The sequence below is a fragment of the Thiomicrorhabdus sp. 6S3-12 genome, assembly GCF_017571475.1.
Taxonomy (GTDB): Bacteria; Pseudomonadota; Gammaproteobacteria; order Thiomicrospirales; family Thiomicrospiraceae; genus Thiomicrorhabdus.
Map to the genome: position 1 here is coordinate 257,548 of NZ_JAGETW010000003.1, position 24,190 is coordinate 281,737.

At 46.7% G+C, this 24,190-nt stretch carries 34 protein-coding genes; 3 read left to right on the top strand and 31 right to left on the bottom strand.

Annotation, left to right across the window (positions count from 1 at the left end):
* Positions 1–27: 27 nt before the first annotated feature.
* Positions 28–3,276 carry an EAL domain-containing protein gene (locus J3999_RS05440; RefSeq protein ID WP_208126924.1) on the bottom strand — a complete coding sequence of 1,083 codons (3,249 nt, stop codon included), beginning with the start codon at positions 3,274–3,276 and terminating at the stop codon, positions 28–30.
* Between the two features lie 305 nt (positions 3,277–3,581).
* On the opposite strand from J3999_RS05440, the gene uvrA reads away from it, so the two are divergent.
* From uvrA to J3999_RS05455, 3 genes are all read left to right on the top strand, one after another.
* On the top strand, positions 3,582–6,392 hold the full coding sequence (gene uvrA / locus J3999_RS05445; protein WP_208126925.1) for an excinuclease ABC subunit UvrA: 2,811 nt from the start codon (positions 3,582–3,584) through the stop codon (positions 6,390–6,392).
* A gap of 229 nt (positions 6,393–6,621) precedes the next feature.
* Complete coding sequence (locus tag J3999_RS05450; RefSeq protein WP_208126926.1) at positions 6,622–7,602, top strand: glycosyltransferase family 2 protein; 981 nt, start codon at positions 6,622–6,624, stop codon at positions 7,600–7,602.
* Between the two features lie 3 nt (positions 7,603–7,605).
* Positions 7,606–8,958: a hypothetical protein gene (locus J3999_RS05455; protein ID WP_208126927.1), complete on the top strand. Its 1,353-nt coding sequence runs from the start codon at positions 7,606–7,608 to the stop codon at positions 8,956–8,958.
* 47 nt (positions 8,959–9,005) lie between these two features.
* Here the strand turns inward: J3999_RS05455 and J3999_RS05460 are convergent, their stop codons facing one another.
* The 30 genes from J3999_RS05460 to J3999_RS05605 form a co-directional block, all read right to left on the bottom strand.
* Positions 9,006–9,725, bottom strand: a complete 720-nt coding sequence (locus J3999_RS05460) for a ThiF family adenylyltransferase (protein ID WP_208126928.1) — start codon at positions 9,723–9,725, stop codon at positions 9,006–9,008.
* 3 nt (positions 9,726–9,728) lie between these two features.
* Complete coding sequence (locus J3999_RS05465) at positions 9,729–10,463, bottom strand: TatD family hydrolase (protein ID WP_208126929.1); 735 nt, start codon at positions 10,461–10,463, stop codon at positions 9,729–9,731.
* A 66-nt stretch (positions 10,464–10,529) separates the two neighbouring features.
* On the bottom strand, positions 10,530–10,916 hold the full coding sequence (gene rplQ, locus J3999_RS05470; protein WP_173284049.1) for a 50S ribosomal protein L17: 387 nt from the start codon (positions 10,914–10,916) through the stop codon (positions 10,530–10,532).
* Positions 10,917–10,931: 15 nt separating this feature from the next.
* A complete protein-coding gene (rpoA, locus tag J3999_RS05475) occupies positions 10,932–11,909 on the bottom strand; it encodes a DNA-directed RNA polymerase subunit alpha (RefSeq protein ID WP_173284048.1) in 978 nt (325 codons plus the stop codon).
* A gap of 21 nt (positions 11,910–11,930) precedes the next feature.
* Positions 11,931–12,551, bottom strand: coding sequence for a 30S ribosomal protein S4 (gene rpsD, locus J3999_RS05480; RefSeq protein ID WP_208126930.1), 621 nt, complete (start codon positions 12,549–12,551; stop codon positions 11,931–11,933).
* A 14-nt stretch (positions 12,552–12,565) separates the two neighbouring features.
* Positions 12,566–12,955, bottom strand: a complete 390-nt coding sequence (rpsK, locus tag J3999_RS05485; RefSeq protein WP_173284046.1) for a 30S ribosomal protein S11 — start codon at positions 12,953–12,955, stop codon at positions 12,566–12,568.
* Positions 12,956–12,977: 22 nt separating this feature from the next.
* Positions 12,978–13,334 carry a 30S ribosomal protein S13 gene (rpsM, locus tag J3999_RS05490; RefSeq protein WP_173284045.1) on the bottom strand — a complete coding sequence of 119 codons (357 nt, stop codon included), beginning with the start codon at positions 13,332–13,334 and terminating at the stop codon, positions 12,978–12,980.
* Positions 13,335–13,420: 86 nt separating this feature from the next.
* Positions 13,421–14,731 (bottom strand): preprotein translocase subunit SecY, encoded by a 1,311-nt coding sequence (secY, locus tag J3999_RS05495; protein WP_173284044.1) that lies wholly within the window; start codon positions 14,729–14,731, stop codon positions 13,421–13,423.
* 2 nt (positions 14,732–14,733) lie between these two features.
* On the bottom strand, positions 14,734–15,168 hold the full coding sequence (rplO, locus tag J3999_RS05500; RefSeq protein WP_173284043.1) for a 50S ribosomal protein L15: 435 nt from the start codon (positions 15,166–15,168) through the stop codon (positions 14,734–14,736).
* A gap of 1 nt (position 15,169) precedes the next feature.
* Positions 15,170–15,355 (bottom strand): 50S ribosomal protein L30, encoded by a 186-nt coding sequence (gene rpmD, locus J3999_RS05505; RefSeq protein ID WP_173284042.1) that lies wholly within the window; start codon positions 15,353–15,355, stop codon positions 15,170–15,172.
* Between the two features lies 1 nt (position 15,356).
* On the bottom strand, positions 15,357–15,866 hold the full coding sequence (gene rpsE, locus J3999_RS05510) for a 30S ribosomal protein S5 (protein ID WP_173284041.1): 510 nt from the start codon (positions 15,864–15,866) through the stop codon (positions 15,357–15,359).
* Positions 15,867–15,878: 12 nt separating this feature from the next.
* Positions 15,879–16,232, bottom strand: a complete 354-nt coding sequence (gene rplR / locus J3999_RS05515; RefSeq protein WP_173284040.1) for a 50S ribosomal protein L18 — start codon at positions 16,230–16,232, stop codon at positions 15,879–15,881.
* Positions 16,233–16,246: 14 nt separating this feature from the next.
* On the bottom strand, positions 16,247–16,780 hold the full coding sequence (gene rplF, locus J3999_RS05520; protein ID WP_208126931.1) for a 50S ribosomal protein L6: 534 nt from the start codon (positions 16,778–16,780) through the stop codon (positions 16,247–16,249).
* 12 nt (positions 16,781–16,792) lie between these two features.
* The gene (gene rpsH, locus J3999_RS05525; protein ID WP_173284038.1) at positions 16,793–17,188 is read right to left on the bottom strand and encodes a 30S ribosomal protein S8; all 396 of its coding nucleotides are present in this window, start codon (positions 17,186–17,188) and stop codon (positions 16,793–16,795) included.
* A gap of 12 nt (positions 17,189–17,200) precedes the next feature.
* Positions 17,201–17,506, bottom strand: coding sequence for a 30S ribosomal protein S14 (rpsN, locus tag J3999_RS05530; protein WP_173284037.1), 306 nt, complete (start codon positions 17,504–17,506; stop codon positions 17,201–17,203).
* Between the two features lie 12 nt (positions 17,507–17,518).
* Complete coding sequence (gene rplE / locus J3999_RS05535; RefSeq protein ID WP_208126932.1) at positions 17,519–18,058, bottom strand: 50S ribosomal protein L5; 540 nt, start codon at positions 18,056–18,058, stop codon at positions 17,519–17,521.
* A 14-nt stretch (positions 18,059–18,072) separates the two neighbouring features.
* On the bottom strand, positions 18,073–18,387 hold the full coding sequence (gene rplX / locus J3999_RS05540; protein WP_208126933.1) for a 50S ribosomal protein L24: 315 nt from the start codon (positions 18,385–18,387) through the stop codon (positions 18,073–18,075).
* 10 nt (positions 18,388–18,397) lie between these two features.
* Positions 18,398–18,766, bottom strand: coding sequence for a 50S ribosomal protein L14 (gene rplN / locus J3999_RS05545; protein ID WP_173284034.1), 369 nt, complete (start codon positions 18,764–18,766; stop codon positions 18,398–18,400).
* A 150-nt stretch (positions 18,767–18,916) separates the two neighbouring features.
* On the bottom strand, positions 18,917–19,177 hold the full coding sequence (gene rpsQ, locus J3999_RS05550) for a 30S ribosomal protein S17 (RefSeq protein WP_173284033.1): 261 nt from the start codon (positions 19,175–19,177) through the stop codon (positions 18,917–18,919).
* 1 nt (position 19,178) lies between these two features.
* Positions 19,179–19,370: a 50S ribosomal protein L29 gene (rpmC, locus tag J3999_RS05555; protein ID WP_173284032.1), complete on the bottom strand. Its 192-nt coding sequence runs from the start codon at positions 19,368–19,370 to the stop codon at positions 19,179–19,181.
* Position 19,371: 1 nt separating this feature from the next.
* Positions 19,372–19,785, bottom strand: a complete 414-nt coding sequence (rplP, locus tag J3999_RS05560) for a 50S ribosomal protein L16 (protein ID WP_173284031.1) — start codon at positions 19,783–19,785, stop codon at positions 19,372–19,374.
* Between the two features lie 14 nt (positions 19,786–19,799).
* Positions 19,800–20,477, bottom strand: coding sequence for a 30S ribosomal protein S3 (rpsC, locus tag J3999_RS05565; RefSeq protein WP_208126934.1), 678 nt, complete (start codon positions 20,475–20,477; stop codon positions 19,800–19,802).
* 11 nt (positions 20,478–20,488) lie between these two features.
* Positions 20,489–20,821, bottom strand: a complete 333-nt coding sequence (gene rplV / locus J3999_RS05570) for a 50S ribosomal protein L22 (protein WP_208126935.1) — start codon at positions 20,819–20,821, stop codon at positions 20,489–20,491.
* Between the two features lie 12 nt (positions 20,822–20,833).
* Positions 20,834–21,109: a 30S ribosomal protein S19 gene (gene rpsS, locus J3999_RS05575; RefSeq protein ID WP_173284028.1), complete on the bottom strand. Its 276-nt coding sequence runs from the start codon at positions 21,107–21,109 to the stop codon at positions 20,834–20,836.
* Positions 21,110–21,124: 15 nt separating this feature from the next.
* Positions 21,125–21,955, bottom strand: a complete 831-nt coding sequence (gene rplB, locus J3999_RS05580; RefSeq protein WP_173284027.1) for a 50S ribosomal protein L2 — start codon at positions 21,953–21,955, stop codon at positions 21,125–21,127.
* Between the two features lie 11 nt (positions 21,956–21,966).
* Entirely contained in the window at positions 21,967–22,263 is a 297-nt protein-coding gene (gene rplW, locus J3999_RS05585) for a 50S ribosomal protein L23 (protein WP_208126936.1), read from the bottom strand.
* On the bottom strand, positions 22,260–22,865 hold the full coding sequence (gene rplD, locus J3999_RS05590; RefSeq protein WP_371811861.1) for a 50S ribosomal protein L4: 606 nt from the start codon (positions 22,863–22,865) through the stop codon (positions 22,260–22,262). Before rplD ends, rplW begins: the two co-directional genes overlap by 4 nt.
* 25 nt (positions 22,866–22,890) lie before the next feature.
* Positions 22,891–23,526: a 50S ribosomal protein L3 gene (rplC, locus tag J3999_RS05595; RefSeq protein ID WP_208126938.1), complete on the bottom strand. Its 636-nt coding sequence runs from the start codon at positions 23,524–23,526 to the stop codon at positions 22,891–22,893.
* A gap of 63 nt (positions 23,527–23,589) precedes the next feature.
* Entirely contained in the window at positions 23,590–23,901 is a 312-nt protein-coding gene (gene rpsJ / locus J3999_RS05600) for a 30S ribosomal protein S10 (protein ID WP_028485243.1), read from the bottom strand.
* A gap of 178 nt (positions 23,902–24,079) precedes the next feature.
* On the bottom strand, positions 24,080–24,190 hold a 111-nt coding region (locus J3999_RS05605; RefSeq protein ID WP_208126953.1), incomplete at its 5' end, for a hypothetical protein.

The window sequence follows — 24,190 nt, forward strand, 5'->3', positions numbered from 1 at the left end:
GCTCTGTCATCTATTGGTTACGCGCTTTCAAGGCTGCTGAAAACGCGTCAGCCATGCCTCCAGTTCTTTCGCCGGCAAAGGCCGGCTATACAGATACCCCTGAACATAGCGACATTGCTGCTGTAACAGAAACTCGGCCTGCTTTTCGCTCTCGACGCCTTCGGCAATGACATTCAGGTTCATCCCCTGCGCCAGATTGATAATGGTGCGGGTAATATTGGCATCGTCTTCGTCTTCCGGAACACCCTGAATAAAAGACATATCAATTTTCAACTTATCGATCGGCAGATATTTGAGCCGCACCAGCGAAGAATAACCGGTTCCAAAGTCATCGATCGAAATTCGCACCCCTAGCGTCTTCAACTCTTGTATCACATTAGAATAAGTGGTCTCTTTCATCACCAGCGTTTCGGTCACTTCGAGTTCGATATAACGCCCGTCGATATTCGCTTCCTGCAAGGCGCTACGCACAACATGGAGCAAATTCTTGTCAATCAACTGCCGCCCGGAGAGATTCACGGCAATATAGTCGACTGCAACGCCCTGCTCAAGCCAGCTTTTCATTTGGCGGCATGCGGCACGCAAGACCCACTCACCCAACTTGAGAATGACGCCGGAATCCTCTGCCAGCGGGATAAACCGAGCCGGCGGAACCAGCCCCATTTCCGGATGATTCCAGCGCACCAACGCCTCGACACCGGTCAGTCGATTTTCAACCATGTCCACCTGAGGCTGATAATAGATGACAAACTCTTCATTCTCCAGCGCCTTATAGAGACCGTTGAGCATAAACAGCGTTTCGAAACTGGATGCGGACATCTCACTCGAGAAGAACTCAAAATTGTTCCGCCCTTGATCTTTGGCCCTATACAGCGCCGTATCGGCATTTTTCAGCAGCAAAACCGAACTGCTTGAATCTGCCGGAGCCATGGCGATCCCGATACTCGCCGTTACCGTGACTTCATTCACGTCCAACATGATCGGCTTACTGATGGAATCGAGAATCTTTTCGGCAATCAGCCCCGCTTCTTCCGCCGAATGCAGATCCTCCAACAGAACAACAAACTCATCCCCGCTAACCCGGGAAACCGTGTCGTGCTTACGCAACGCCTGCTGCAGACGACTGGCAATAACCTGCAACAGCAAATCACCATGCGGATGGCCGAAGCTGTCATTAATCGCCTTAAAGTGATCCAGATCGAGATAGAGCACGGCCAAATTGAGTTTACTTCTGCTGATATGCGTCAAAGCGTGCTCGAGGCGGTCATTCAATAAAACCCGGTTCGGCAGTGAGGTCAAAGCGTCGTGATGCGCCAGAAAACGCAGCTCCTCTTCATTCTCTTTAAGCGCCGAAATATCGGAAAATACGCCAATGTAATTGAGAAGTCCTCCCTTCTCATCCTGTATCGTGCTGATCGAAAGCCATTGCGGATAGATTTCACCGTTTTTGCGGCGATTCCAAACCTCCCCCTGCCAACGCCCTTTATCAAGCAGTCCGTCCCACATTTCCCGATAAAAGCTCTCATCATGTTTACCCGAATAGAGAATATTCGGAGTTTTTCCGTCCACCTCCTGCAAGGAGTAGCCGGTGATACGTGTAAAAGCCGGGTTAACGCTGATAAAGCGGTTTTCGGCATCGGTCACCATAATACCTTCGGCCAGATTGGCGATAATCGAAGACGCCTGATTCAACTTCCGTTCATTCTTTTTGCGCTCGGTAATATCCTGAATGGTGCCAAACATTTCCACGACATCGCCGGCATCGTCAAACTGCAGAACACCGATTCCGTACACCCATTTCTCACGGCCGTCGAGAGGAGAAACAATCCGATACTCTTTATCAAACGGCCGTTTCTTGCCAAGCACTTCATTAGTGAGATACTCGGTCATCATCGCTCGGTCTTCCGGCTGAATCAGTGATATCCAACCGGCCACATCGCGGACAAAGTACTCATCAATCCCCAGAATCCGGTCCAACTCTTCGGAACTGGTCCAAAGTCCTCTTTGCACGTCTAAAACATAGTGCCCGACCTTGGCAACCGACTGCGCCAGCCGCAGATATGTCTCGCTGGCCTGTAAACGATCATTGGCTTTCTTGAATTCGGTAATGTCTTCGGAAATCCCCAGCAGATATTTGGGTTCGCCTTTCTCGTCCGGAATGCCGACTTTGATCGTATGCAATATTCTGTCGCCCGCAGGTGTACTGACCAGTTCCTCGGCTACCGAGGTGACTTTACCGGAATTCAGCGCTTTGCGATCCTGCTCAACGAAGAAGCTCGCCTGCTCTTCGGGGAAAAAATCGTAATCATTTTTCCCCAGCATCTGATCACGGCTGTAGCCAAGAATTTTTTCGCCGGCTTTATTAAAGCGGACAAAGCGCAGTTCCTTGGCTTCTTTGACAAACAGCATCAGAGGGATAGATTCGACAATCGCCTCCAATTCCGCTTCGCGCTGATTCAATTCCTTTTCGATATGACTCTTTTCGGTAATATCCTGAACCGTTCCGGCGGTACTGAGCGGATTTCCCTGATCATCAAAAACCGTAAAGGCCTGCTCTAAGACATATTTGACTCTGCCGCCCGGGAAAAGCACTCGATGTTCAACGTTATAAACCTGTTTATCTCTTAACGATTTCTCAAAAACCTCAAGCACCCGCTGTCGATCTTCAGGATGGATCAGTTCCAGAAACCCCTCATAAGTCGGCTCAAAGGATGCTTCGTCACATTCGAATATCCGGTAGGTTTCAGGAGACCAATCGAGTTTATTTGCCCGCAGATCGAATTCCCAGTCACCGATTTTTGCGACACGCTGCGTTTCACTTAATTTTTTCCTGACACTGGTCAGTTTCTGATGATCAATGCAGACCTCAATGGAATGCGCCAGCTTATGCATAAGCTCCAGCAGGCAGTTAAGTGCAAAATCATCAAATTCCGAATGCGTTCTGTTTATAACCAGAACGCCGAATTCATTCAACGCAAACAGATAATAGAAATTCCCACCACTCTGCATCTGCAGCACATCTTGCCGATGCTGTTGATATCGCTGCAGCAACGGCTCAATTTCTTTTGAATCCAGTGAACATTCGGGGATCGATTCGGCATGGGCGCAACAGATTTCGACCAAGGATCCTTCCTGTCGATAAATCGCAACCGATTCGCAGTTAAGACGGCTTTGCATCAGGCTTGCCATCTCATTCAGCATTCTGTCCAATTCAAAGGAGTTGCCAATCGCAACGGCAATATCAAAAAATGCCGACTGCAGGGCGTATCTATCCATGTTTTAAATATCCTATTCGCGGTCTTTTTCTAAGAAATCCAACGTTCGTTCCCGTTCGAGACGGTTTCAATCCCTGAAATCGCACTCGTGGCAAGCAATCGTTCGAATCGCCAAAATGAAATCTCATTCAAACACAATTAACCCGCTAATCATTGCAGATTAAAAGAAATCATATCAAGCAAGGCTGCACAGTAACAATTAAATCCCTTTACACACTTCTGAAGCCTGACACTGACTGCAACATATTGTTTTAAAAACAACCTTGCTATAATAGCGGTTTGCCTCAAATTCTTGGACAGGGTTCTATGCTTGAAGAAATTGTCATTCGCGGCGCGCGCACCCACAACTTAAAAAATATCGATGTGACGATTCCGCGCGACAAACTGATCGTAATTACCGGTTTGTCGGGCTCGGGAAAATCTTCATTGGCATTTGACACCATCTATGCCGAAGGTCAACGTCGTTATGTGGAATCGCTTTCCGCCTACGCCCGTCAGTTCCTGTCGGTGATGGAGAAACCGGATCTGGATCATATCGAAGGGCTTTCTCCAGCGATCTCAATCGAGCAAAAATCGACTTCGCACAACCCGCGATCCACCGTAGGAACCGTGACCGAAATTTACGACTACCTGCGTTTGCTGTTTGCCCGTGTCGGGACACCGCGTTGTCCGACACACGGCTGCGATCTGCAGGCGCAAACCGTCAGCCAGATGGTCGATCACACTTTGGAATTGCCGGAAGGCAGTAAATGCTTGCTGCTATCTCCGGTGGTACGCGCCAAAAAAGGCGAACATCAGACGCTGTTGAGCGAGCTGCAGGCGCAAGGCTTTATCCGCGCCCGTATTGACGGCGAAACCCGCGAACTCGACGGCACTATCGAACTGGAAAAAAACAAGAAGCATACAATTGAGGTGATTATCGATCGCTTCAAAGTACGCGAAGATATCAAGCAACGTCTGGCGGAATCCTTCGAGACCGCCCTGCGGCTGTCCGACGGTCTGGCGCAAGTGGTTCCCATGAGCGAAGACGACGATTTCGAACTGCTGTTCTCGGAAAAATTCGCCTGTCCGCATTGCGGCTATTCGGTTCCGGAGCTGGAACCGCGAATCTTCTCCTTCAACAATCCGCACGGCGCCTGCCCGACCTGTGACGGACTGGGCGTCAAAGAGAGTTTCGAAGCCGACAAGATCATCAGCCATCCGGAGTTAAGTCTCGCCGGAGGCGCGATTCGCGGTTGGGACCGCCGTCACAAATACTATTACGATCTTCTGAAAGCGGTTGCCGACTTCTATGAGTTCGATATTGAAACCCCTTGGCAGGAGCTTTCTGCAGACAATCAAAAAGTTATTCTGTACGGCTCCGGTCGCCAGCAACTGCCGCTGCCGCACGGCAAATATAGCGATGTCCGTCGCTTTGAAGGCGTCATTCCGAATATGGAACGCCGTTTTGCCGAGACCGAAAGCAAAGCGGTGCGCGACGAACTGGAAAAATACCGCACCAGCAAGCCTTGCTCGGCCTGCGGCGGCACACGCCTGAACGAGGTCGCCCGGCATGTGTATGTTAACGACTACACCTTGCCGCAACTGACCGATTTTCCGGTCGGCGAACTGCATCAGATTTTCAGCGGAATGACGCTGGAAGGTGCGAAAGGTGAGATTGCCGCCAAAATCATCAAGGAAGTTCACGAGCGCCTGAGCTTTCTGGTCAATGTCGGCCTGAACTATTTGACTCTGAACCGCAGCGCCGACACGCTTTCCGGTGGAGAGGCACAGCGTATCCGTCTCGCATCGCAGATCGGTGCCGGTCTGGTCGGCGTCATGTATGTCCTCGATGAGCCGTCAATCGGCCTGCACCAGCGAGACAATGACCGACTGCTCAGCACTCTGAACCACTTGCGCGATCTGGGCAATACGGTGATTGTCGTCGAACATGACGAAGACGCCATCCGAGCAGCCGATCATGTACTGGATATCGGTCCCGGTGCCGGCATCCACGGCGGTCGGGTCATGGCTCAGGGAACGCCGCAGGAAATCATGGACAACCCGCAATCTCTGACCGGTCAGTTCCTGAGTGGAAAGCGTGCAATCAGTCTGCCGCAGCAGCGCCTGAAAACCGACGAACGCTGGCTGAAAATTAACGGCGCCCACGGCAACAACCTGAAAGATGTCAATCTGGAAATCCCGGTCGGGCTTCTGACCTGCGTCAGCGGTGTGTCCGGTTCCGGGAAATCGACACTGATTAACGGCACCCTTTCCAAGCTTTCGGCCAACATCCTTAACAAAGCCGGGCATACCCCGTCACCTTACAAAAGCCACGAAGGGTTTGAACACTTCGACAAGGCCGTCAATATCGACCAGAGTGCCATCGGACGCACACCTCGTTCCAATCCGGCGACCTATACCGGACTCTTTACCCCGATCCGTGAATTGATGGCGGCAACACCGGAATCCCGTACCCGCGGCTATACGCCCGGACGCTTCAGCTTCAATGTCAAAGGCGGGCGCTGCGAAGCCTGTCAGGGCGACGGAGTTTTAAAAGTGGAAATGCACTTCCTGCCGGATGTGTATGTTCCCTGCGACGTCTGTCAGGGCCAGCGTTACAATCGCGAAACCCTGCAGGTGCAGTACAAAGGCAAGAATATCCATGAGATTCTGGAAATGACCGTCGAAGACGCTCGCGCTTTCTTCGACTCGATCCCGGTATTGGCTCGCAAACTGCAGACATTGATGGAAGTCGGGCTCGGCTACATCAAACTCGGCCAGAGTGCGACAACCCTTTCGGGCGGTGAAGCGCAACGCGTCAAACTGGCCAAGGAACTGTCGAAACGCGATACAGGCAATACGCTGTACATACTGGATGAACCCACCACCGGCCTGCATTTCCACGATATCGAACTGCTGCTGCAGGTTATCAATCAGTTACGGGATCACGGCAACACCATTGTCATTATCGAACACAATCTGGATGTGATTAAAACCGCTGACTGGGTCGTCGATCTTGGCCCGGAAGGCGGCTCCGGCGGCGGACAGATTATCGCCACGGGAACACCTGAAGAGATTGCCGCCAATCCGCAATCGCATACCGGTCGATACCTTAAACCGCTGCTTGCGCGTTAAAAAGGCCTGCGATAACACCACCCCACTTACTTGCCCGGCTAATCCTTCTTTAGCCGGCAAGGTCAATGGCCGCAGACTGAACTCTCAGTCTCCACTCGTCAAATCGAACGCTTTTTGCAATTATTCACGTTAATATAGTGCGGTATCCTCTAAACCCGCAAACAGTGCATAACCTGACCGTCCTGTTTACGTACCCAAATTGTTTCTTCTTTAATGGCACAGCGATTACATGTATACACTTAACCCGACACTGCAACCGCACACTGACAATGCCAATGATCTGCGCCCGTCCTGCGTGCCTTCCGTTGCCGTTATCATCCCCTGTCTCAATGAAGCGCAAACCATCGCCAAGGTCATCGCCGATGTCAGAAGAGCTCTTCCTGTGAGCCGTATTTACGTGTACGACAATAATTCCACGGATCAAACGGCAGACATCGCCGCTGCTGCGGGCGCGGTCGTTCGCCAGGAAGTGCGCCGCGGCAAAGGACGAACGCTGAAAAAGGCGTTTGGCGAAGTTGAAGCCGATATTTTCGTTACCCTGGACGGGGACGATACCTATGATGCATCACGTCTGCCGGAAATGATTGAACGCCTGCAACAGGATCATCTGGATATGCTGGTCGGCGACCGTTTACAGGATCGCTCAAGCCATGACAGAACCGGTCACTATCTGGGTAACCGGCTATTCTCAAAAATGATCTCCACACTGTTCGACATGCCGGTAACGGATCCGTTTTCTGGTATGCGGGTAATGAGCCGTCGCTTTATCAAAAGTTTCCCGTCAATCGCTTCCGGTTTCGAAGTTGAAGTTGAATTAACCATCCACGCTTTCGATCTCGGTGCCGCTATTGCGGAGGTAGCCGTCGATTACCGCCTGCGCCCGGAAGATTCGCATTCCAAACTGCGTACACTTAAAGACGGCACCAAAATTTTCTTTAAACTGTTCTGGCTTTACCAGCTCAAGAAGCCCTTGCAGTTTTATGGCTACGCCAGCCTGCTGTTGCTTACCCTCTCCTGTATTACCTTTGCCATTCCATTGATCGAGTTCCTTACAACGGAAAAGGTATCGCATTTCCCGACGCTGATTGTCAGTATGGGCGGCTTCGTTCTCACTTTGCTGACTTTCGCTATCGGGCTGATTTCCGAAAATATCAACAGCCATAGTCGCGAGATTAAACGCTTTATTTTTCGCAGCAGCCAACGGAACTGATTTATGTTGAATAAAGTAAAACAGCGAATCCGGGACGACTGGAAACTTTTCCTGCAGAATTACTGGCTGGATCGCAAACCCATCTATACTCCCGACGATCCACAGTGGCACAATGAAGGCCTTTCGTTTGCCTTTATCAGCATCATTCTGATCGGCATGACGCTGTTTTTTTCGCCGATGCCACCGGACGATCTGTTAAGACACGTTCATGCCTGGCAGTATGGCTACGACTATCGCCTGATGTTTGATGGTTACCCCTATCACTTTAATGCCTGGTATGGCTTTGACTGGGTAGCAGGAAACCTTTATCAGGCGTTTGGCGCTTTCAGTATCAAATTAATCCAGACCGCATCGATTGCCTTGCTGGCACTTGTGGTTTACCTCAACTTGCATGAAGCCCACAAAGACACACGGATCTTCTTGCTGCTTTTCGTGATCTGGGCGGTCGGCGACCGTTTTCTTCTGGCCAGGCCGACGATCTTTGAAACCTTACTGATGTTTCTGGCGATTGCCGCCAGCTACAAGAATCTGAAGCCCCAATGGGATGCCCTGCTGCATTTGACACTGGGATGCTTGATGGCAAGTTTTTATCATTTGTTTTTTATCTACCTGATTCCGCTGCTTTTCTGGCGACGGATCTATCTTTTCCCGTTACTTGCAGGCGTCATCGGCTGGCAGTGGTTTAGCGGAGGTCAGTATTTTCAGGAGGTTATGGATATCTTCAATTTCGGCTCCATGCGTATCGACGGGATCAATGTAACGGAAAATCGTTTCGCCTTACCGGCCATTCTTCTGCTGGGCGCTTTCGCACTCTTATTTGTGTACCACTGGCAGCGCACTGATAAGCAATGGCTTTTGACTGCCGGATGGTTTTCCCTTCCGATGCAGATTCGCTATGTCATGGACAATCTGTTTCCGATCCTGATTTTTATTCTCGGCAGACACTGGAAAATCAGACCGCACCCGTTTCTGATTCTATTCATGCTGGTCATGGTAAAAGGGACTCTGGGCAGTTCGGCCTTCTATTTCAGCCAGAAACCGCAAACAACCGAGTATTTTGCGCAGGGCGAACATATCTTGGCGCAGAATCTCGGGGTCAACTTCTGGGTAATCAATCAGGGAGCGAATCAGCAGGTCAGAGTCGCGCCGGCGATGGAAATCGGCTTTGCTGATAATGCGATACAACAAGCAACGCTGGAGAAAAAGGTCAGCTGCGAACTGCTGAGGAAATTCGATTTCGATAAGTATGTGGAAAACTCGGCGGTCGAACTACCGACCGAGTGTCTGCAGCTGCAAGCTTCGACCGCGGACGGGTATAAAATCTGGAAAGTGTTGCACAACGACTTCGTGCGATAACCTTTGATCCATAGAGTCCAAGCGGCAAGAAATTGAAAGCACTGGAATCAGCTATGATCCGCCAGATCCGAAATCACATAACCGGCAAGCATTAAACCGAAAATACCCGGCATATAACTCGCGGTCCCGTTAACGACACGACCACGAGCGCCTTCAATCTCTTCCATCGGCCCCGGTTCCTTAGGTATTTCGCTCGAAAAAACCGTCATAACGCCCTTGGCGATTCTCTGTTTCTTAAGACGTTGGCGCATATTGCGCGCCAGAGCACAGCCGTATGTTTTGGAAATATCAGCCAATTGAATCTTGGATGGATCGACACGACGACCGGCACCCATGCTGGAAGCAACTCTTAAACTGAGTTGTTTGGCCGTCGCTACCAAAGCCACTTTACAGTTCAGACTGTCTATCGCATCAATCACATAATCATAACCGGGACTTAACAGACTGTGCATATCGTCCGGGCGAATGAATTGCTTGCTAATATTGACCTTGCAATCAGGATTAATATCCGCAATCCGTTCAGCCATCACCTCAGCTTTATTGCGGCCAAGATTGGAGTCCAAGGCTATAATCTGACGGTTTTTATTGGAAGGATTGACCGTATCGTGATCGATCAGGGTGATTTGGCCGACGCCTGCACGCGCCAGTGCCTCGGCAACAAAACCTCCGACACCTCCTACGCCCGCAACCAGTACATGCGCGCCTTGCAGTTGGGCAATCCCCTGCTCTTCAAATACCAATAAACTGCGTTCGAAAAGTGCGTCCATTCTTTATTCCTGCGAAAATCTAAAAATCTGTTGCGCATTATAGCTTGTTTGCTGCAAGACCTCTGCAACGGGTAAGGTTTTCAGTGATGAAATCATTTTGGCAACTTCTTGCAGATCATTAAGAGCAACATGTGTGTGCCCGGGCAACACGATATTCGGGTAGTCGGTTTCGAGCACAAAATGACTCAGATCGAAATTTTGCAGCATAGCATGATAACGATGCGCGTTTATACGGCATACAACGCCGTTCACACCGATTTTAAGACCCAAATTGATGTAACTCTCAACCAAAGGTAAAGAGGCTCCTAGAGCGTGTATAACACCGCCAACCCGATACTCTTTTAGCAGAGCAAGCATCTCGTTGTGCGCTTTGATTACATGAATCGAAACCGGCAACCGGTATTTCTGTGCCAGTTGTAACTGACATTCGAAGAGTTCGAGCTGCAGCGTTTTATTGTTGGAGAACTGCTTTTGAAAATCGAGACCGATTTCACCGAGCGCGCTAATCTTCTCGCGCTGCAGATAGTTTTCAAGGATATCAAGTGCAGCAAAACTGTCTTGGCTGACAAACCACGGGTGCAAACCAAGCGCACAGCCGACCATTGGAAACTGTTTGGAGAGTTCAACGGCATTATTCCATTGAGATGGATCCGTTGTAACGTTGAGAACGGGATAATGAAGCGCGGCAATCTCTTGCGGAGTTGCTTCAGAAAGATGAGCGTGGGTATCGAATAACATAATTTGTAGTTTACGTTTTCGATGGGCATAAAAAAAGCCGGATTAACCGGCTTTCTTTATTGCTGATTACTCAGCAGCGTTGTCGGCTTCCGCAACTGGGCGGTCAACCAATTCAACAATCGCCATAGGTGCGTTATCACCAGGACGGTAACCGCATTTAAGAATGCGGATGTAACCACCTGGACGACCTTGGTAACGTGGACCAAGCTCTTGGAATAACTTACCTACTGCTGCTTTATCACCTAAACGAGCAAAGGCAGTACGGCGGTTGTGAACGCTGTCATTTTTAGCCAGCGTAATCAAAGGCTCTGCAACTGTACGTAGTTCTTTAGCCTTAGCAACCGTAGTACGGATTACTTCATGTTCGATAAGTGAAGCAGACATGTTTTTGAACATTGCTTTACGGTGCGCACTGTTACGATTTAACTTACGACCTGATTTACCATGACGCATGATAGCTTCCTTATATTAAGATTCCTTGCTCACCAGACTTGCTGGTGGCCAGTTTTCCAGTTTTGTACCAAGGCTCAAACCTCTTTGCGCAAGAACATCTTTGATTTCTTGCAGAGATTTCTTACCTAGGTTAGGCGTCTTAAGCAGTTGCGGTTCCGCACGCTGGACAAGATCGCCGATGTAGTAGATTTGTTCTGCTTTCAGACAGTTAGCTGAACGAACAGTTAACTCTAAGTCGTCAACAGGTTGCAAGAAGATCGGATCAAACTCGTTCTCTTCTTCCTGAGGAGCCGCAACTTCCTTGTGCTTCAGATCTACAAATGCATTCAATTGTAGGTGAAGAACAGTAGCCGCTTGCTTGATCGCGTCTTCCGGATCAAGGGTACCATCAGTAACCACGTCAAAAATCAACTTATCAAGGTCGGTACGTTGTTCAACACGAGCATTCTGAACTTCGTAGCTGACGGTATGAACCGGCGAGAAACTCGCATCTAGACGCAGTACACCGATCGCGCTGTCGTTATCGGTTTGTGCTGCACGGTAACCCATACCACTTTCAACACGTAGGCTCATGTTCAGTTCAGCACCTTCAGACAAATGCGCAATGATGTGATCCGGATTAGCGATCTCAACATCATGGTTTAGCGCGATATCTGAAGCGCGGACAACTGCAGGTCCTTGTTTATTTAAAGTCAATTCTGCGCTGTTTGTTGCGTGTAATTTGACCGCCACCTCTTTTAGGTTTAAGAGAATTTCTAAAACGTCTTCTCTTACACCTTCAATCGATGAGTATTCGTGTAAAACACCATCAATTTGGGCTTCTACGATAGCCGCACCCGGCATAGAAGATAACAAAATACGACGTAACGCATTTCCTAGAGTGTGACCAAAGCCGCGTTCAAGCGGCTCTAGGGTTACACGACTGTGAAATGGCGTTAGACGTTGAATATCGACCATGCGAGGTGTCAACAACTGTTCTAACATCTCTTGCATCAGAGGTGATCTCCGTTTCTATTACTTAGAGTAAAGCTCAACAATCAAGTTTTCTTGAATATCAGCAGACAGATCAGCACGATCAGGAACTGATTTGAAAGTTCCTTCAAACGCTTTAGCGTCTACTTCAACCCAGCTAACCGCACCAGTTTGCGCTTTCAATTCAAGCGCTGCTGCGATACGAGTTTGGTTGCGAGATTTCTCACGAATAGAAACCACATCACCAGCAGATACTTCGAAAGACGGAATATTTACTGATTGACCGTTAACCAAGATCGCTTTATGCGAAACAAGCTGACGAGCTTCTGCACGAGTTGCAGCAAAGCCCATACGGTATACAACATTGTCAAGACGGCTTTCTAGGATTTGTAGAAGGTTTACACCAGTAGAACCTTTACGACGATCCGCTTCTTTATAGTAAAGACGGAACTTTTTCTCTAGAACACCGTACATACGACGAACTTTTTGTTTTTCACGCAACTGAAGTCCGTATTCAGTTACCTTTTTACGAGCTGCACCGTGTACACCTGGTAGTTGATCGATTTTACATTTTGATTCGATGCTACGAACACCGCTTTTCAAAAATAGATCAGTACCTTCACGGCGGGCAAGTTTACACTTAGGACCAATATATCTAGCCATGATTACCTCAAAAATTAAACGCGACGTTTCTTAGGTGGGCGGCATCCGTTGTGAGGAATCGGAGTTACATCAGAAATTGATGTAATTTTGAAACCAACACTGTTTAGACCACGAACTGCAGAGTCACGACCAGGTCCAGGACCTTTAACCATAACATCTATGTTCTTAACACCGTATTCTTGAGCCATTTGCCCAACTCGTTCTGCAGCAACCTGTGCAGCGAATGGAGTACTCTTACGAGAACCACGGAATCCGCTACCACCAGAAGTTGCCCAGCATAGTGCGTTACCTTGACGGTCAGTAATAGTTACGATCGTGTTATTGAAGCTAGCGTGAACGTGCGCTACCGCATCCGTTACGACCTGTTTAGCCTTCTTTTTAACACGTGAATTTGCTTTTGCCATATTCTTTCTCGCTATCTAAGCATTAACGCTTGATTGGTTTGATTGGACCTTTACGAGTACGTGCATTCGTCTTAGTACGCTGACCACGTAGTGGTAGGCTACGACGATGACGAATTCCACGGTAACAACCCATGTCCATCAAACGCTTAATATTCATAGACACTTCACGACGAAGATCACCTTCAATCGTGTAGTTTGTCACTTCGTTACGAAGTGCTTCTAACTGATCTTCAGTTAGTTCTCGAACTTTCGTAGATGGTTCGATACCAGTTGCTGCACAAACTTTCTTTGCAGCAGTAGAACCAATCCCGTAGATCGAAGTCAATCCAATAACAATGTGCTTGTTAACTGGAATGTTTACGCCGGCAATACGAGCCATTTTGACGCTCCCTTTAATTCCATCTACTGAAAAACGTGCGATTATACACATCTTTCGCTTTAAATACTAGATAAAAAACCTTGAAGTTATTTACCTTTTAATTTCGCTTTTTTCATCATGCCTTCATATTGGCTTGACTGCATTTGAGCCTGTACTGCTGTCATGAAATCCATGACTACAATTACAATGATCAAAAGTGACGTTCCACCAAAATAGAAAGGAACATTCCAATATAAGATCAAGAACTCTGGTAGCAAGCACACCGCCGTGATGTAGATCGCACCGGCTAGTGTCAAGCGGCCCATAATGCCATCAATGTGGCGGGCAGTTTGCGCACCCGGACGAATACCCGGCAGGTAGGCACCAGATTTTCTTAGATTTTCTGCCGTTTCATTTGGATTGAAAACAATCGCAGTGTAGAAGAAGCAGAAGAAAATAATTGCCATCGCATACAGAAGAACATACAGAGGCTGACCTGGAGACAGAGTCGTAGCAATGTCTTTCAACCACCCCATACCTTCAGCAGAACCGAACCAGCCACCAATGGTTGCCGGGAACAGAATAATACTGGAGGCGAAAATCGGCGGAATAACACCAGCCATATTTAACTTAAGAGGCAGGTGTGACTCTTGACCGCCATACAGTTTGCGACCGCGCATTTTTTGGGCATAGTGAACGGGAATACGACGTTGTCCACGTTCAACAAATACCACAAATGCAATAACAGCAGCGATTAAAGCAAGAAGGACAAATACGGTAATGGCGTGCATTGCACCCGTATTAACCTGCTCGAAGGTTCCACCCAAAGCGCTAGGCAGACCTGCAACAATCCCTGCAAAAATGATTAGAGAAATACCATTACCGATACCACGCTCGGTAATTTGTTCACCTAACCACATTAGGAAAATCGTTCCGGAAACCAAAGTTACCACTGCGGTCAGTTTAAACAACAGACCTGGATCGATAACAACCGGCATTCCATTAACATTTTGTGATTCGAGTGCAATCGCGACACCTAAAGCCTGGAAAGTCGCAAGCACCACAGTCCCCTGACGGGTGTACTGGGTGATTTTGCGACGTCCTTGCTCACCATCTTTCTTAAGCTGCTCGAGAGTAGGAGAAACCACCGTCAACAGCTGCATGATAATCGCAGCTGAGATGTACGGCATAATCCCAAGAGCAAAGATGGATAAACGCTCAAGGGCACCACCCGAGAACATGTTAAACATGTCTAGAATGGTACCCTTTTGCTGTTCGAACATTGCAGCTAAGGCAATCGGATCAATTGACGGAACAGGAATATGTGTACCCAATCGGTAAACGATGATGGCACCCAGGACGAAAAGAATCTTGTTCTTAAGTCCGCTCATTCCAGTTGATGCAATTGAACTATTCATAATTAAGCTTCTACAGTGCCACCAGCAGCTTCAATTGCAGCTTTAGCTGCTGCAGTTGCTCGCAATCCGGAAGTTTTTACAGCCTTGGTGATTTCACCAGAGTTGATGATTTTAACTTCCTTAATTTTCTGACCGATGATATCAGCAGCTTTAAGCGCTGCGATGTCAACTACGTCAGCTTCGATTTTAGATAGAGTATCAAGACGGATTTCAGTCACAAACTCGGATTTACGTGAAGTAAAACCGATTTTTGGCAGACGTCTTTGAAGTGGCATCTGACCACCTTCAAAACCGATCTTAGGCATACCACCAGAACGTGATTTTTGACCTTTGTGACCGCGACCACCCATCTTACCCCAACCTGAACCTTGACCACGACCTACACGCTTGCGTGAAGATTTGGCGCCGTCAGCTGGTTTTAAAGTATTTAGTTGCATTTTATGCTTCCTCTACTTTAAGCAAATAGGAAACCTTATTGATCATTCCGCGGTTAGCTGGAGTATCAATAACGCTTACTGTTTGGTGCATTTTTCTTAGACCAAGACCAGATACACACGCTTTGTGTGCTGGTAAACGGCCGATAGGGCTTTTTACCAGTGTCACTGTAATTTTTTTATCTGACATCTTACTCACCTACGATTTCTTCAACTGACTTACCACGTTTTGCAGCGATCATTTCTGGGCTGCTGATAGAAGTCAGTGCGTTAACAGTAGAACGTACAACGTTTACCGGGCGAGTGGTACCAACACACTTACAAAGTACGTTGTGAACACCTGCAGCTTCAAGAACCGCACGCATTGCACCACCGGCGATAACCCCAGTACCCTCAGAAGCAGGTAGCATAACGATGTTCGCTGCACCTTGCTTGTAGTTGATAGGATACTGAATAGTTCCGTCTTTAAGTGAAACAGATCTCATGTTACGACGAGCTTTTTCCATTGCTTTTTTGATCGCAACAGGTACTTCGTTCGCTTTACCACTACCGTAGCCTACTTTACCTTCGCCGTCACCAACAACTGCAAGAGCGGAGAACGAAAAAATACGACCACCCTTAACAACCTTAGCAACACGACGAATGCCCACTAGTTTTTCGATCAAAGCATCTTGGCCGTCTTGTAATTCATGTGAAGACATATTTTCCTTCCTTTAAAATTCAAGACCGTTTTCACGGGCTGATTCAGCTAACTGTTGAATACGACCGTGGTATTTGAAACCTGAACGATCAAATGCAACCTTGGTTACACCAGCAGCTTTGGCTTTTTCAGCAATAGCCTTACCAACAACAGCTGCAGCCGACTTGTTAGAACCATTGCTAATTTCTGATTTAACGTCCGCTTGTACAGTAGAGCTAGAAGCAACAACCTGTTGACCATCAGCTGAAATGACTTGTGCATAGATATGCTGTGAAGTACGGTGTACACACAGACGCGCCATTTTCAATTCAGAGATTTTTGCACGTGTTTTCTTCGCTCTACGAAGACGGGCTGATTTCTTATCCATACTTACTTCCAGCCTTATTTCTTCTTAGCTTCTTTACGTAAAATGCGCTCATCAGCATACTTAACACCTTTACCTTTATAAGGCTCTGGTGGGCGGTAGCCGCGAATTTCAGCAGCAACTTGTCCAACAACTTGCTTGTTCGCACCTTTTACAACGATTTCAGTTTGAGAAGGAGTCTCAATAGTAATTCCTTCTGGAATCTCGTGATCAACAGGGTGAGAGAAACCAAGAGTCAGGTTTAGTACTTTACCTTGTGCTTTAGCACGGTAACCAACACCAACCAACTCTAGTTTTTTCTCAAAACCTTCAGTCACACCTTGAACCATGTTATTGATGATTGAGCGAGCAGTACCAGCCTGCGCCCAACCTTTAACAACACCTTCTTGAGGTTGACAGATCACTTGACCGTCTTCAACAGAAACCAAAACAGCTTCATTAAAAGTTTGAGTCAAAGTATCTTTAGATCCTTTGACAGTGACAGTGTTACCTTCTACTTTAACTTCAACGCCAGCAGGTACGGTAACAGGAGCCTTTGCAATTCTAGACATAATTCAGATTCCTTATGCTACGTAGCAAACAACTTCACCACCGATCCCGGCAGCACGTGCCTGGTGGTCAGTCATAATACCTTTTGAGGTTGAAATTACAGCGATACCAAGACCGCCGATTACTTTTGGTAACTCATCTTTGTTTTTGTAAACACGCAGACCTGGACGGCTTACACGTTTAACCATTTCAATAACTGGTTTGCCTTCGAAATATTTAAGATCGATTGACAATTCAGATTTACCATTGTTCTCATTAATGCTGAAAGATGAAATATAACCTTCGTCGTTAAGTACTTTAGCAACAGCTGCTTTAACTTTTGAAGAAGGCATAACCACGTTAGCGTGACCAGCCATTTGGCCGTTACGGATACGTGTTAACATATCAGCGATTGGATCAGACATACTCATAGATATTTATCCTTACCAACTAGCTTTTCTTAATCCAGGAACATCACCTTGCATCGTCATTTGACGAAGCATATTACGTGATAGACCAAATTTTCTATAAACACCGTGTGGACGGCCAGTAATACGGCAGCGACGCTGCTGACGAACTGGAGACGCATCACGTGGCAACTTGTTTAGCGCATCTACTGCATCCATACGATCATCGAAATCAGTTTCAGGATTTGCGATGATTGCTTTCAGTTCAGCGCGCTTAGCTGCATATTTTGCAACTAGCTTTGTGCGTTTTGTTTCACGAGCAATCATTGACAACTTAGCCATTAGAAGATCCTCTTATTTCTTGAATGGGAAATTGAAGGCTTCTAAAAGAGCTTTCGCTTCATCGTTAGTTTGCGCAGAAGTCGCGAAGTTGATGTCCATACCACGGATCTTGTCAACTTTTTCAAACTCGATTTCAGGGAAAATGATTTGCTCTTTAAGGCCTAGGTTATAGTTTCCGCGACCATCGAAAGCTTTCGCGTTAACACCACGGAAGTCACGTACGCGAGGTAGAGCGATGTTGACTAGACGGTCTAGGAACTCATACATACGCTCACCGCGAAGAGTTACTTTACAACCTAGTGGATAACCATCACGTACTTTAAAGCTCGCAACAGATTTACGCGCTAGAGTACGTACTGCTTTCTGACCAGCAATTGCTTCCATATCGGCAACCGCATTGTCCAAAACTTTCTTATCGCCGATTGCATCACCAACACCCATGTTGATGGTGATTTTCTGCAGCTTAGGAACCTGCATCGGAGATTTATAGCCAAACTGTTCCATCAATTGAGGAACAACTTGCTCTTTGTAGAATGATTGTAATCTTGCCATTTCTCTACCCTTTATTAAGCGTCAACCGCTTTACCAGTAGATTTAAAGAAGCGGACCTTTTTCTCGCCTTCAACTTTAAAGCCAACTTTGTCAGCTTTGTTGGTTTCAGGGTTTACAAGAGCCACATTCGAAGCATCAATTGGCATTTCCTTAGAAACGATACCACCTTGTGCACCAGTCATAGGGTTACCCTTAGTGTGCTTCTTAACCAAGTTAATACCATCTACTAAAACTTTACCGTTAGCCATAACAGAAGAAATCGAACCACGCTTTCCTTTGTCTTTACCGGCTAGGACGATTACCTCGTCACCTTTTCTTAAACGATTCATTACTTCTTCCTTATAGAACTTCAGGAGCTAATGAAACAATTTTCATAAACTTGTCGTTACGAAGCTCACGAGTTACTGGGCCGAAGATACGTGTTCCAATTGGCTCGTGTTTAGCGTTCAGGATAACGGCAGCGTTACCATCGAACTTGATCTTAGAACCATCTGGACGACGAACACCGCTTGCAGTACGAACTACAACCGCGTTGTAAACATCACCTTTCTTCACTTTTCCACGTGGTGCAGCTTCTTTAACACTCACTTTGATCACGTCACCAACATTAGCGTAACGACGGTGAGAACCGCCTAACACTTTAATACATTGGACGCGGCGTGCTCCGCTGTTATCAGCTACGTCAAGCACTGTTTGCATCTGAATCATGGTGGGACTCCATCCATAAATAAAAATTACAAGTAGCACAAAAACCACCGAAAAGTGCAGTCCCGAAGTTATTTTCGGCTTGCAACTTTAAGGTGGCATTTGAAAATTGCGCGAATTATATCAACTAATTCACACAATTGCTAGTGAAAATTAAATTTTCGCTTTTTCGTCAATGCTAACTAAAGTCCATGACTTGTTTTTTGAGATTGGTGCAGTTTCTTTAATAGTCACTGTATCACCTACGCTAGCAGCGTTCTCAGAATCATGAGCCATGATCTTAGTAGATTTCTTAACGAATTTTTTATACTTAGGGTGTTTGATGAAACGGTTAACGCGAACAACAATAGAGTCCTGCATACCGTTACTTTCAACAACACCTTGAATAGTACGTGCTTTCTTTTGATCAGCCATCTTACTTACTCACTTTTTGACGAATGATGGTTTTAACTCGAGCGATAGAACGACGAACGTTCTTAAGCGCTGCAGAGTTTGATAACTGACCAGTTGAATGTTGCATTCTCAAGTTGAATTGCTCTTTACGAAGTTCAAGCAACTCGTTACGAAGTTCTTCAACTGATTTTTCGTTTAATTCTTTCGCAGTCATCTTACATCACCGTTCTAGTTACAACAGTTGTTTTGAAAGGCAGCTTAGCGGCAGCAAGTTCAAATGCTTCGCGAGCCAGCTTTTCATCAACACCTTGCATTTCAAATAGGATACGTCCTGGCTGAATCTGAGCAACCCAGTATTCAACAGAACCTTTACCTTTACCCATACGAACTTCAAGTGGCTTGTTGGTAATTGGTTTATCAGGGAAAACACGAATCCAAATCTTAGCACCACGTTTTACGTGACGAGTCATCACACGACGACCAGCTTCGATTTGACGTGAAGTCATACGACCGCGCTCTAGAGCCTTAAGACCGAAATCACCAAAGCTAACTTTGTTACCAGCTTGCGCTAGACCACGGTTACGACCTTTTTGTACTTTTCTAAATTTTGTACGCTTAGGCATTAACATAGTGAGTTATCCTTTTATTTACGGCCTTTTTTGCCCTTAGATGAGTTATTCTCTAGAGCAAGCTTACCTAGCTTCTCGCCTTTGAAAATCCAAACTTTAACACCGATCTTACCGTAGGTAGTATCAGCTTCGAAAGTTGCATAATCAATGTCAGCACGGAAAGTGTGAAGCGGTACACGACCTTCACGATACCATTCCGCACGGGCGATATCCGCACCGTTAAGACGACCGGAAACCGTTACTTTAATCCCTTCTGCACCTAGACGCATTGCATTACCTACAGCACGCTTCATAGCACGACGGAACTGAATACGCTTTTCAAGCTGCTGTGCAATTGACTCAGCAACAAGTTTAGCGTCAAGCTCAGGCTTTTTGATCTCTTCGATATTGATGTTAACTGGCATACCAGTCATAGCAGAAAGAGACTGCTTCAACTTTTCAATATCTTCACCTTTTTTACCGATAACAACACCAGGACGCGCTGTGTGAACCGTGATACGGATACCGTTAGCAACGCGCTCGATATTGATTCGAGAAACGGAAGCGTGAGCTAGTTTCTTGTTAAGTTCGTTACGAATCTCAAGATCGCTCACCAAGAAATCAGAATAGTTTTTGCTGTTCGCATACCAGCGAGCATTCCAATCTCTAGTAATACCAAGACGAATCCCGACCGGATTTACTTTTTGACCCATTCTGATTCTCCTTATTTATCGCCGACTGTCACGGTAAGGTGACTAGTGCGTTTCAAGATACGGTTACCACGACCTTTAGCACGAGCGCGCATACGCTTCATGATAGGGCCTTCATTAACGAATGCTGCTGTAACAGTCAGTTCGTCGATATCCATACCGTTATTGTTTTCAGCATTTGCAATTGCAGAGTTAAGAACTTTCTTAAACAATGCAGCTGCTTTTTTATCGCTGAACGCAAGGATATTTACCGCTTGCTCTACGTTCTTCCCACGGATTAAGTCAGCGACCAAACGCGCTTTTTGTGGAGAGATACGCGCAAATTTATGTGTAGCACTTACTTGCATGACCAACTCCTATTAACGTTTCGCTTTCTTATCCGCAGCGTGGCCGCGGTAGTAACGTGTCATTGAGAATTCACCTAGTTTGTGGCCAACCATGTTTTCAGAAACGAAAACTGGAATGTGCTCTTTACCGTTGTGAACTGCGATAGTCAGACCAATCATTTCAGGCAAGATCATTGAACGTCTTGACCAGGTTTTGATTGGACGCTTATTACCAGATTCTTGTGCCTCTACCACCTTCTTATAAAGGTGGTGATCAACAAAAGGTCCTTTTTTAACTGAACGTGGCATCAGTGTCCTTCCTTATTACTTATTGTGACGACGGCGTACGATCATGTTATCAGTACGCTTGTTGCTACGAGTCTTCTTACCTTTAGTCGGAACACCCCATGGAGTAACAGGGTTACGACCACCGGAAGTACGACCTTCACCACCACCGTGCGGGTGGTCAACAGGGTTCATCGCCACACCACGAACGGTAGGACGAACACCACGCCAGCGCTTAGCACCAGCCTTACCAAGTTTACGAAGACTGTGCTCAGAATTCCCTACTTCACCGATTGTCGCGCGACATTCCTGGTGGATCTTACGCATTTCACCAGAACGAAGACGGACTAGAACGTATGCGCCATCTTTACCAGCGATCGATACAAAAGCACCTGCTGAACGAGCAATCTGACCACCTTTACCAGGACGCATCTCTACGTTGTGAACAATCGTTCCAACCGGGATGTTGCGAAGTGGCAGGCTGTTACCAGCTTTGATTGCAACGTGATCACCAGACTCAACTACGTCACCTGCTTGCATGTTTTTCGCAGCAAGGATGTAAGCGCGCGCACCATCAGCATACTTAAGCAATGCGATGTGTGCAGAACGGTTTGGATCATATTCAAGACGCTCAACAGTCGCAGGAACACCTACTTTATCGCGCTTGAAGTCAACCATACGGTAGTGCTGTTTGTGACCACCACCTTGGTGACGTACTGTGATACGACCGTTACCGTTACGACCACCAGACTTAGATTTCTTCTCAAGTAAGGCTGCGTGTGGTTTACCTTTATGCAAAGTAGGCTCAACTACGCTTACTACAAAGCGGCGACCTGGAGAAGTCGGTTTAGACTTTTTAACAATTGCCATCTTTGAACTCCTTACTCAGCAGCCGCAAAGTCGATTTCTTGACCTTCAGCAAGACGAACGATTGCTTTACGCACACCATTACGCTTACCGGCACGGCCTTTGAATACTTTGCGCTTACCATTAATGTTAATCATGTTCACAGACTGTACTTTGACACCGAAAAGGGTTTCAACAGCTGCTTTAACTTCTGGTTTAGTTGCATCAGGTACAACTTTGAACACATACTGCTCTGATGAATCTGCCATAACTGCAGCTTTTTCAGAAACGTGTGGTGCTAGCAATACACTTAGAATACGTTCTTGGTTCATGCTAATTGCTCCTCTAGTTGCTTAACTGCACCTTGAGTCATCACGACGTTCTGGAAACCGATTAGGCTTACAGGGTCGATTGAAGCTGCATCACAAACGTCTGCTGCATATAGGTTACGTGCAGAAAGATACAAATATTCATCAAAGCCTTCAGTTACAACAAGCGCATCAGAAACATTAAGCTGCGCAAGCTTCGCTTTGAATTCTTTTGTCTTAGGTGCATCAACTTTGAAGTCATCCACAACAATTAGGCGACCTGTACGATTTAGCTCGGCAATAATCGAACGCATCGCACCGCGATACATTTTCTTATTAACTTTTTGAGAAAAATCACGATTGTGGCCAGGGAACGCACGACCACCGCCAACCCATACAGGGCTACGAGTCGTACCGGCACGTGCACGGCCAGTTCCTTTTTGACGCCAAGGTTTCGCACCACCACCGCTCACAGCTGAACGGTTCTTTTGACCTTTGGTACCAGCGCGTCCAGCATTCATATATGCTGTAACAACTTGGTGTACCAAGGCTTCATTAAAGTCAACTCCGAAAAGAGCATCAGAAACTGCAACAGTTCCGTTTTCTTTACCAGTTGCCAATTCAATTAGTTTTAAATCCATCGTGCCCACCTTACTTCACAGCTTTACGAACAATGACAGTACCGTTTTTAGCACCAGGGACCGCGCCTTTGATCAACAATAGACCATTTTCGACGTCCACTTTTACTAAATCTAGGTTCAGAGTCGTTTGACGGACAGCACCCATGTGTCCAGACATTTTCTTACCTTTGAAAACGCGACCTGGAGTCTGGTTTTGACCGATAGAACCGTTAGAACGGTGAGACAGCGAGTTACCGTGGGTTGCATCTTGCATACCGAAGTTGTGGCGTTTAATACCACCTTGGAAACCCTTACCTTTAGTTGTACCAGTTACGTCAACTACCGGCGTTTCAGAGAAACGTTCGACAGTGATTTCAGATCCAACTTCTAGACCTTCGATGTCCGCAGCTTCAGCGCGGAATTCCCAAAGACCTTCACCTGCTTCAACACCCGCTTTAGCGAAGTGACCAGCAGCAGGCTTAGATACACGACCAGCGTGTACAGAACCAGTGGTAACCTGGATAGCAGAATAACCGTCAGTCTCAAGTGTCTTGATTTGAGTGATGCGATTCGGAGCTACTTCGATAACAGTAACCGGAGTCGAAACACCTTCATCGTTGAACACACGAGTCATTCCGATTTTTTTACCAATGATACCAATACTCATATCATTAACCTCATTATTATAAAACAGTCAGTCATTACGATTGATGACCAACAAACGCGTTAATTAACGCAATTCAAGTTGAACGTCAACACCAGCAGCAAGGTCTAGCTTCATAAGAGCATCAACTGTTTTATCAGTTGGGTCTACGATGTCTAGAAGACGCTTATGAGTACGAAGTTCGTACTGATCACGTGCATCCTTGTTTACGTGCGGAGAGATCAACACTGTGAAACGCTCTTTACGTGTTGGCATTGGGATCGGACCACGAACCTGTGCACCAGTACGCTTAGCCGTTTCCGTAATTTCACGTGCAGACTGATCGATCAAACGGTGATCGAAAGCCTTTAAGCGAATACGAATGTTTTGAGTCGCCATAAAATTTCTCTCAAATTAATCAAAAGAAAAACAAGCAATTAAATTTGCTTGCAAACTAAGGTCGCGAATTATAACAGCAATTTTTTTTAAAAACAACCATTTAGCAATTCACAAACAATAAACAAAAAAAGGGAGCAGAAGCCCCCTTTTTTTCTTAGATGAAAATGCTATCTAAAGATTATTCGATAATCTTAGCAACAACACCTGCACCTACGGTACGACCACCTTCACGGATAGCGAAACGTAGACCATCAGACATCGCGATTGGAGCGATCAGTTCAACAGTCAT

Bases quoted from the DNA above. Each gene is read 5' to 3' on its own strand.
- J3999_RS05440 (WP_208126924.1), bottom strand. From the start codon at position 3,276: ATGGATAGATACGCCCTGCAGTCGGCATTTTTTGATATTGCCGTTGCG.
- uvrA (WP_208126925.1), top strand. From the start codon at position 3,582: ATGCTTGAAGAAATTGTCATTCGCGGCGCGCGCACCCACAACTTAAAA.
- J3999_RS05450 (WP_208126926.1), top strand. From the start codon at position 6,622: ATGTATACACTTAACCCGACACTGCAACCGCACACTGACAATGCCAAT.
- J3999_RS05455 (WP_208126927.1), top strand. From the start codon at position 7,606: ATGTTGAATAAAGTAAAACAGCGAATCCGGGACGACTGGAAACTTTTC.
- J3999_RS05460 (WP_208126928.1), bottom strand. From the start codon at position 9,725: ATGGACGCACTTTTCGAACGCAGTTTATTGGTATTTGAAGAGCAGGGG.
- J3999_RS05465 (WP_208126929.1), bottom strand. From the start codon at position 10,463: ATGTTATTCGATACCCACGCTCATCTTTCTGAAGCAACTCCGCAAGAG.
- rplQ (WP_173284049.1), bottom strand. From the start codon at position 10,916: ATGCGTCATGGTAAATCAGGTCGTAAGTTAAATCGTAACAGTGCGCAC.
- rpoA (WP_173284048.1), bottom strand. From the start codon at position 11,909: ATGCAAGAGATGTTAGAACAGTTGTTGACACCTCGCATGGTCGATATT.
- rpsD (WP_208126930.1), bottom strand. From the start codon at position 12,551: ATGGCTAGATATATTGGTCCTAAGTGTAAACTTGCCCGCCGTGAAGGT.
- rpsK (WP_173284046.1), bottom strand. From the start codon at position 12,955: ATGGCAAAAGCAAATTCACGTGTTAAAAAGAAGGCTAAACAGGTCGTA.
- rpsM (WP_173284045.1), bottom strand. From the start codon at position 13,334: ATGGCTCGTATTGCCGGCGTAAACATTCCAGTTAACAAGCACATTGTT.
- secY (WP_173284044.1), bottom strand. From the start codon at position 14,731: ATGAATAGTTCAATTGCATCAACTGGAATGAGCGGACTTAAGAACAAG.
- rplO (WP_173284043.1), bottom strand. From the start codon at position 15,168: ATGCAACTAAATACTTTAAAACCAGCTGACGGCGCCAAATCTTCACGC.
- rpmD (WP_173284042.1), bottom strand. From the start codon at position 15,355: ATGTCAGATAAAAAAATTACAGTGACACTGGTAAAAAGCCCTATCGGC.
- rpsE (WP_173284041.1), bottom strand. From the start codon at position 15,866: ATGTCTTCACATGAATTACAAGACGGCCAAGATGCTTTGATCGAAAAA.
- rplR (WP_173284040.1), bottom strand. From the start codon at position 16,232: ATGGATAAGAAATCAGCCCGTCTTCGTAGAGCGAAGAAAACACGTGCA.
- rplF (WP_208126931.1), bottom strand. From the start codon at position 16,780: ATGTCTAGAATTGCAAAGGCTCCTGTTACCGTACCTGCTGGCGTTGAA.
- rpsH (WP_173284038.1), bottom strand. From the start codon at position 17,188: ATGAGTATGTCTGATCCAATCGCTGATATGTTAACACGTATCCGTAAC.
- rpsN (WP_173284037.1), bottom strand. From the start codon at position 17,506: ATGGCTAAGTTGTCAATGATTGCTCGTGAAACAAAACGCACAAAGCTA.
- rplE (WP_208126932.1), bottom strand. From the start codon at position 18,058: ATGGCAAGATTACAATCATTCTACAAAGAGCAAGTTGTTCCTCAATTG.
- rplX (WP_208126933.1), bottom strand. From the start codon at position 18,387: ATGAATCGTTTAAGAAAAGGTGACGAGGTAATCGTCCTAGCCGGTAAA.
- rplN (WP_173284034.1), bottom strand. From the start codon at position 18,766: ATGATTCAGATGCAAACAGTGCTTGACGTAGCTGATAACAGCGGAGCA.
- rpsQ (WP_173284033.1), bottom strand. From the start codon at position 19,177: ATGGCTGATCAAAAGAAAGCACGTACTATTCAAGGTGTTGTTGAAAGT.
- rpmC (WP_173284032.1), bottom strand. From the start codon at position 19,370: ATGACTGCGAAAGAATTAAACGAAAAATCAGTTGAAGAACTTCGTAAC.
- rplP (WP_173284031.1), bottom strand. From the start codon at position 19,785: ATGTTAATGCCTAAGCGTACAAAATTTAGAAAAGTACAAAAAGGTCGT.
- rpsC (WP_208126934.1), bottom strand. From the start codon at position 20,477: ATGGGTCAAAAAGTAAATCCGGTCGGGATTCGTCTTGGTATTACTAGA.
- rplV (WP_208126935.1), bottom strand. From the start codon at position 20,821: ATGCAAGTAAGTGCTACACATAAATTTGCGCGTATCTCTCCACAAAAA.
- rpsS (WP_173284028.1), bottom strand. From the start codon at position 21,109: ATGCCACGTTCAGTTAAAAAAGGACCTTTTGTTGATCACCACCTTTAT.
- rplB (WP_173284027.1), bottom strand. From the start codon at position 21,955: ATGGCAATTGTTAAAAAGTCTAAACCGACTTCTCCAGGTCGCCGCTTT.
- rplW (WP_208126936.1), bottom strand. From the start codon at position 22,263: ATGAACCAAGAACGTATTCTAAGTGTATTGCTAGCACCACACGTTTCT.
- rplC (WP_208126938.1), bottom strand. From the start codon at position 23,526: ATGAGTATTGGTATCATTGGTAAAAAAATCGGAATGACTCGTGTGTTC.
- rpsJ (WP_028485243.1), bottom strand. From the start codon at position 23,901: ATGGCGACTCAAAACATTCGTATTCGCTTAAAGGCTTTCGATCACCGT.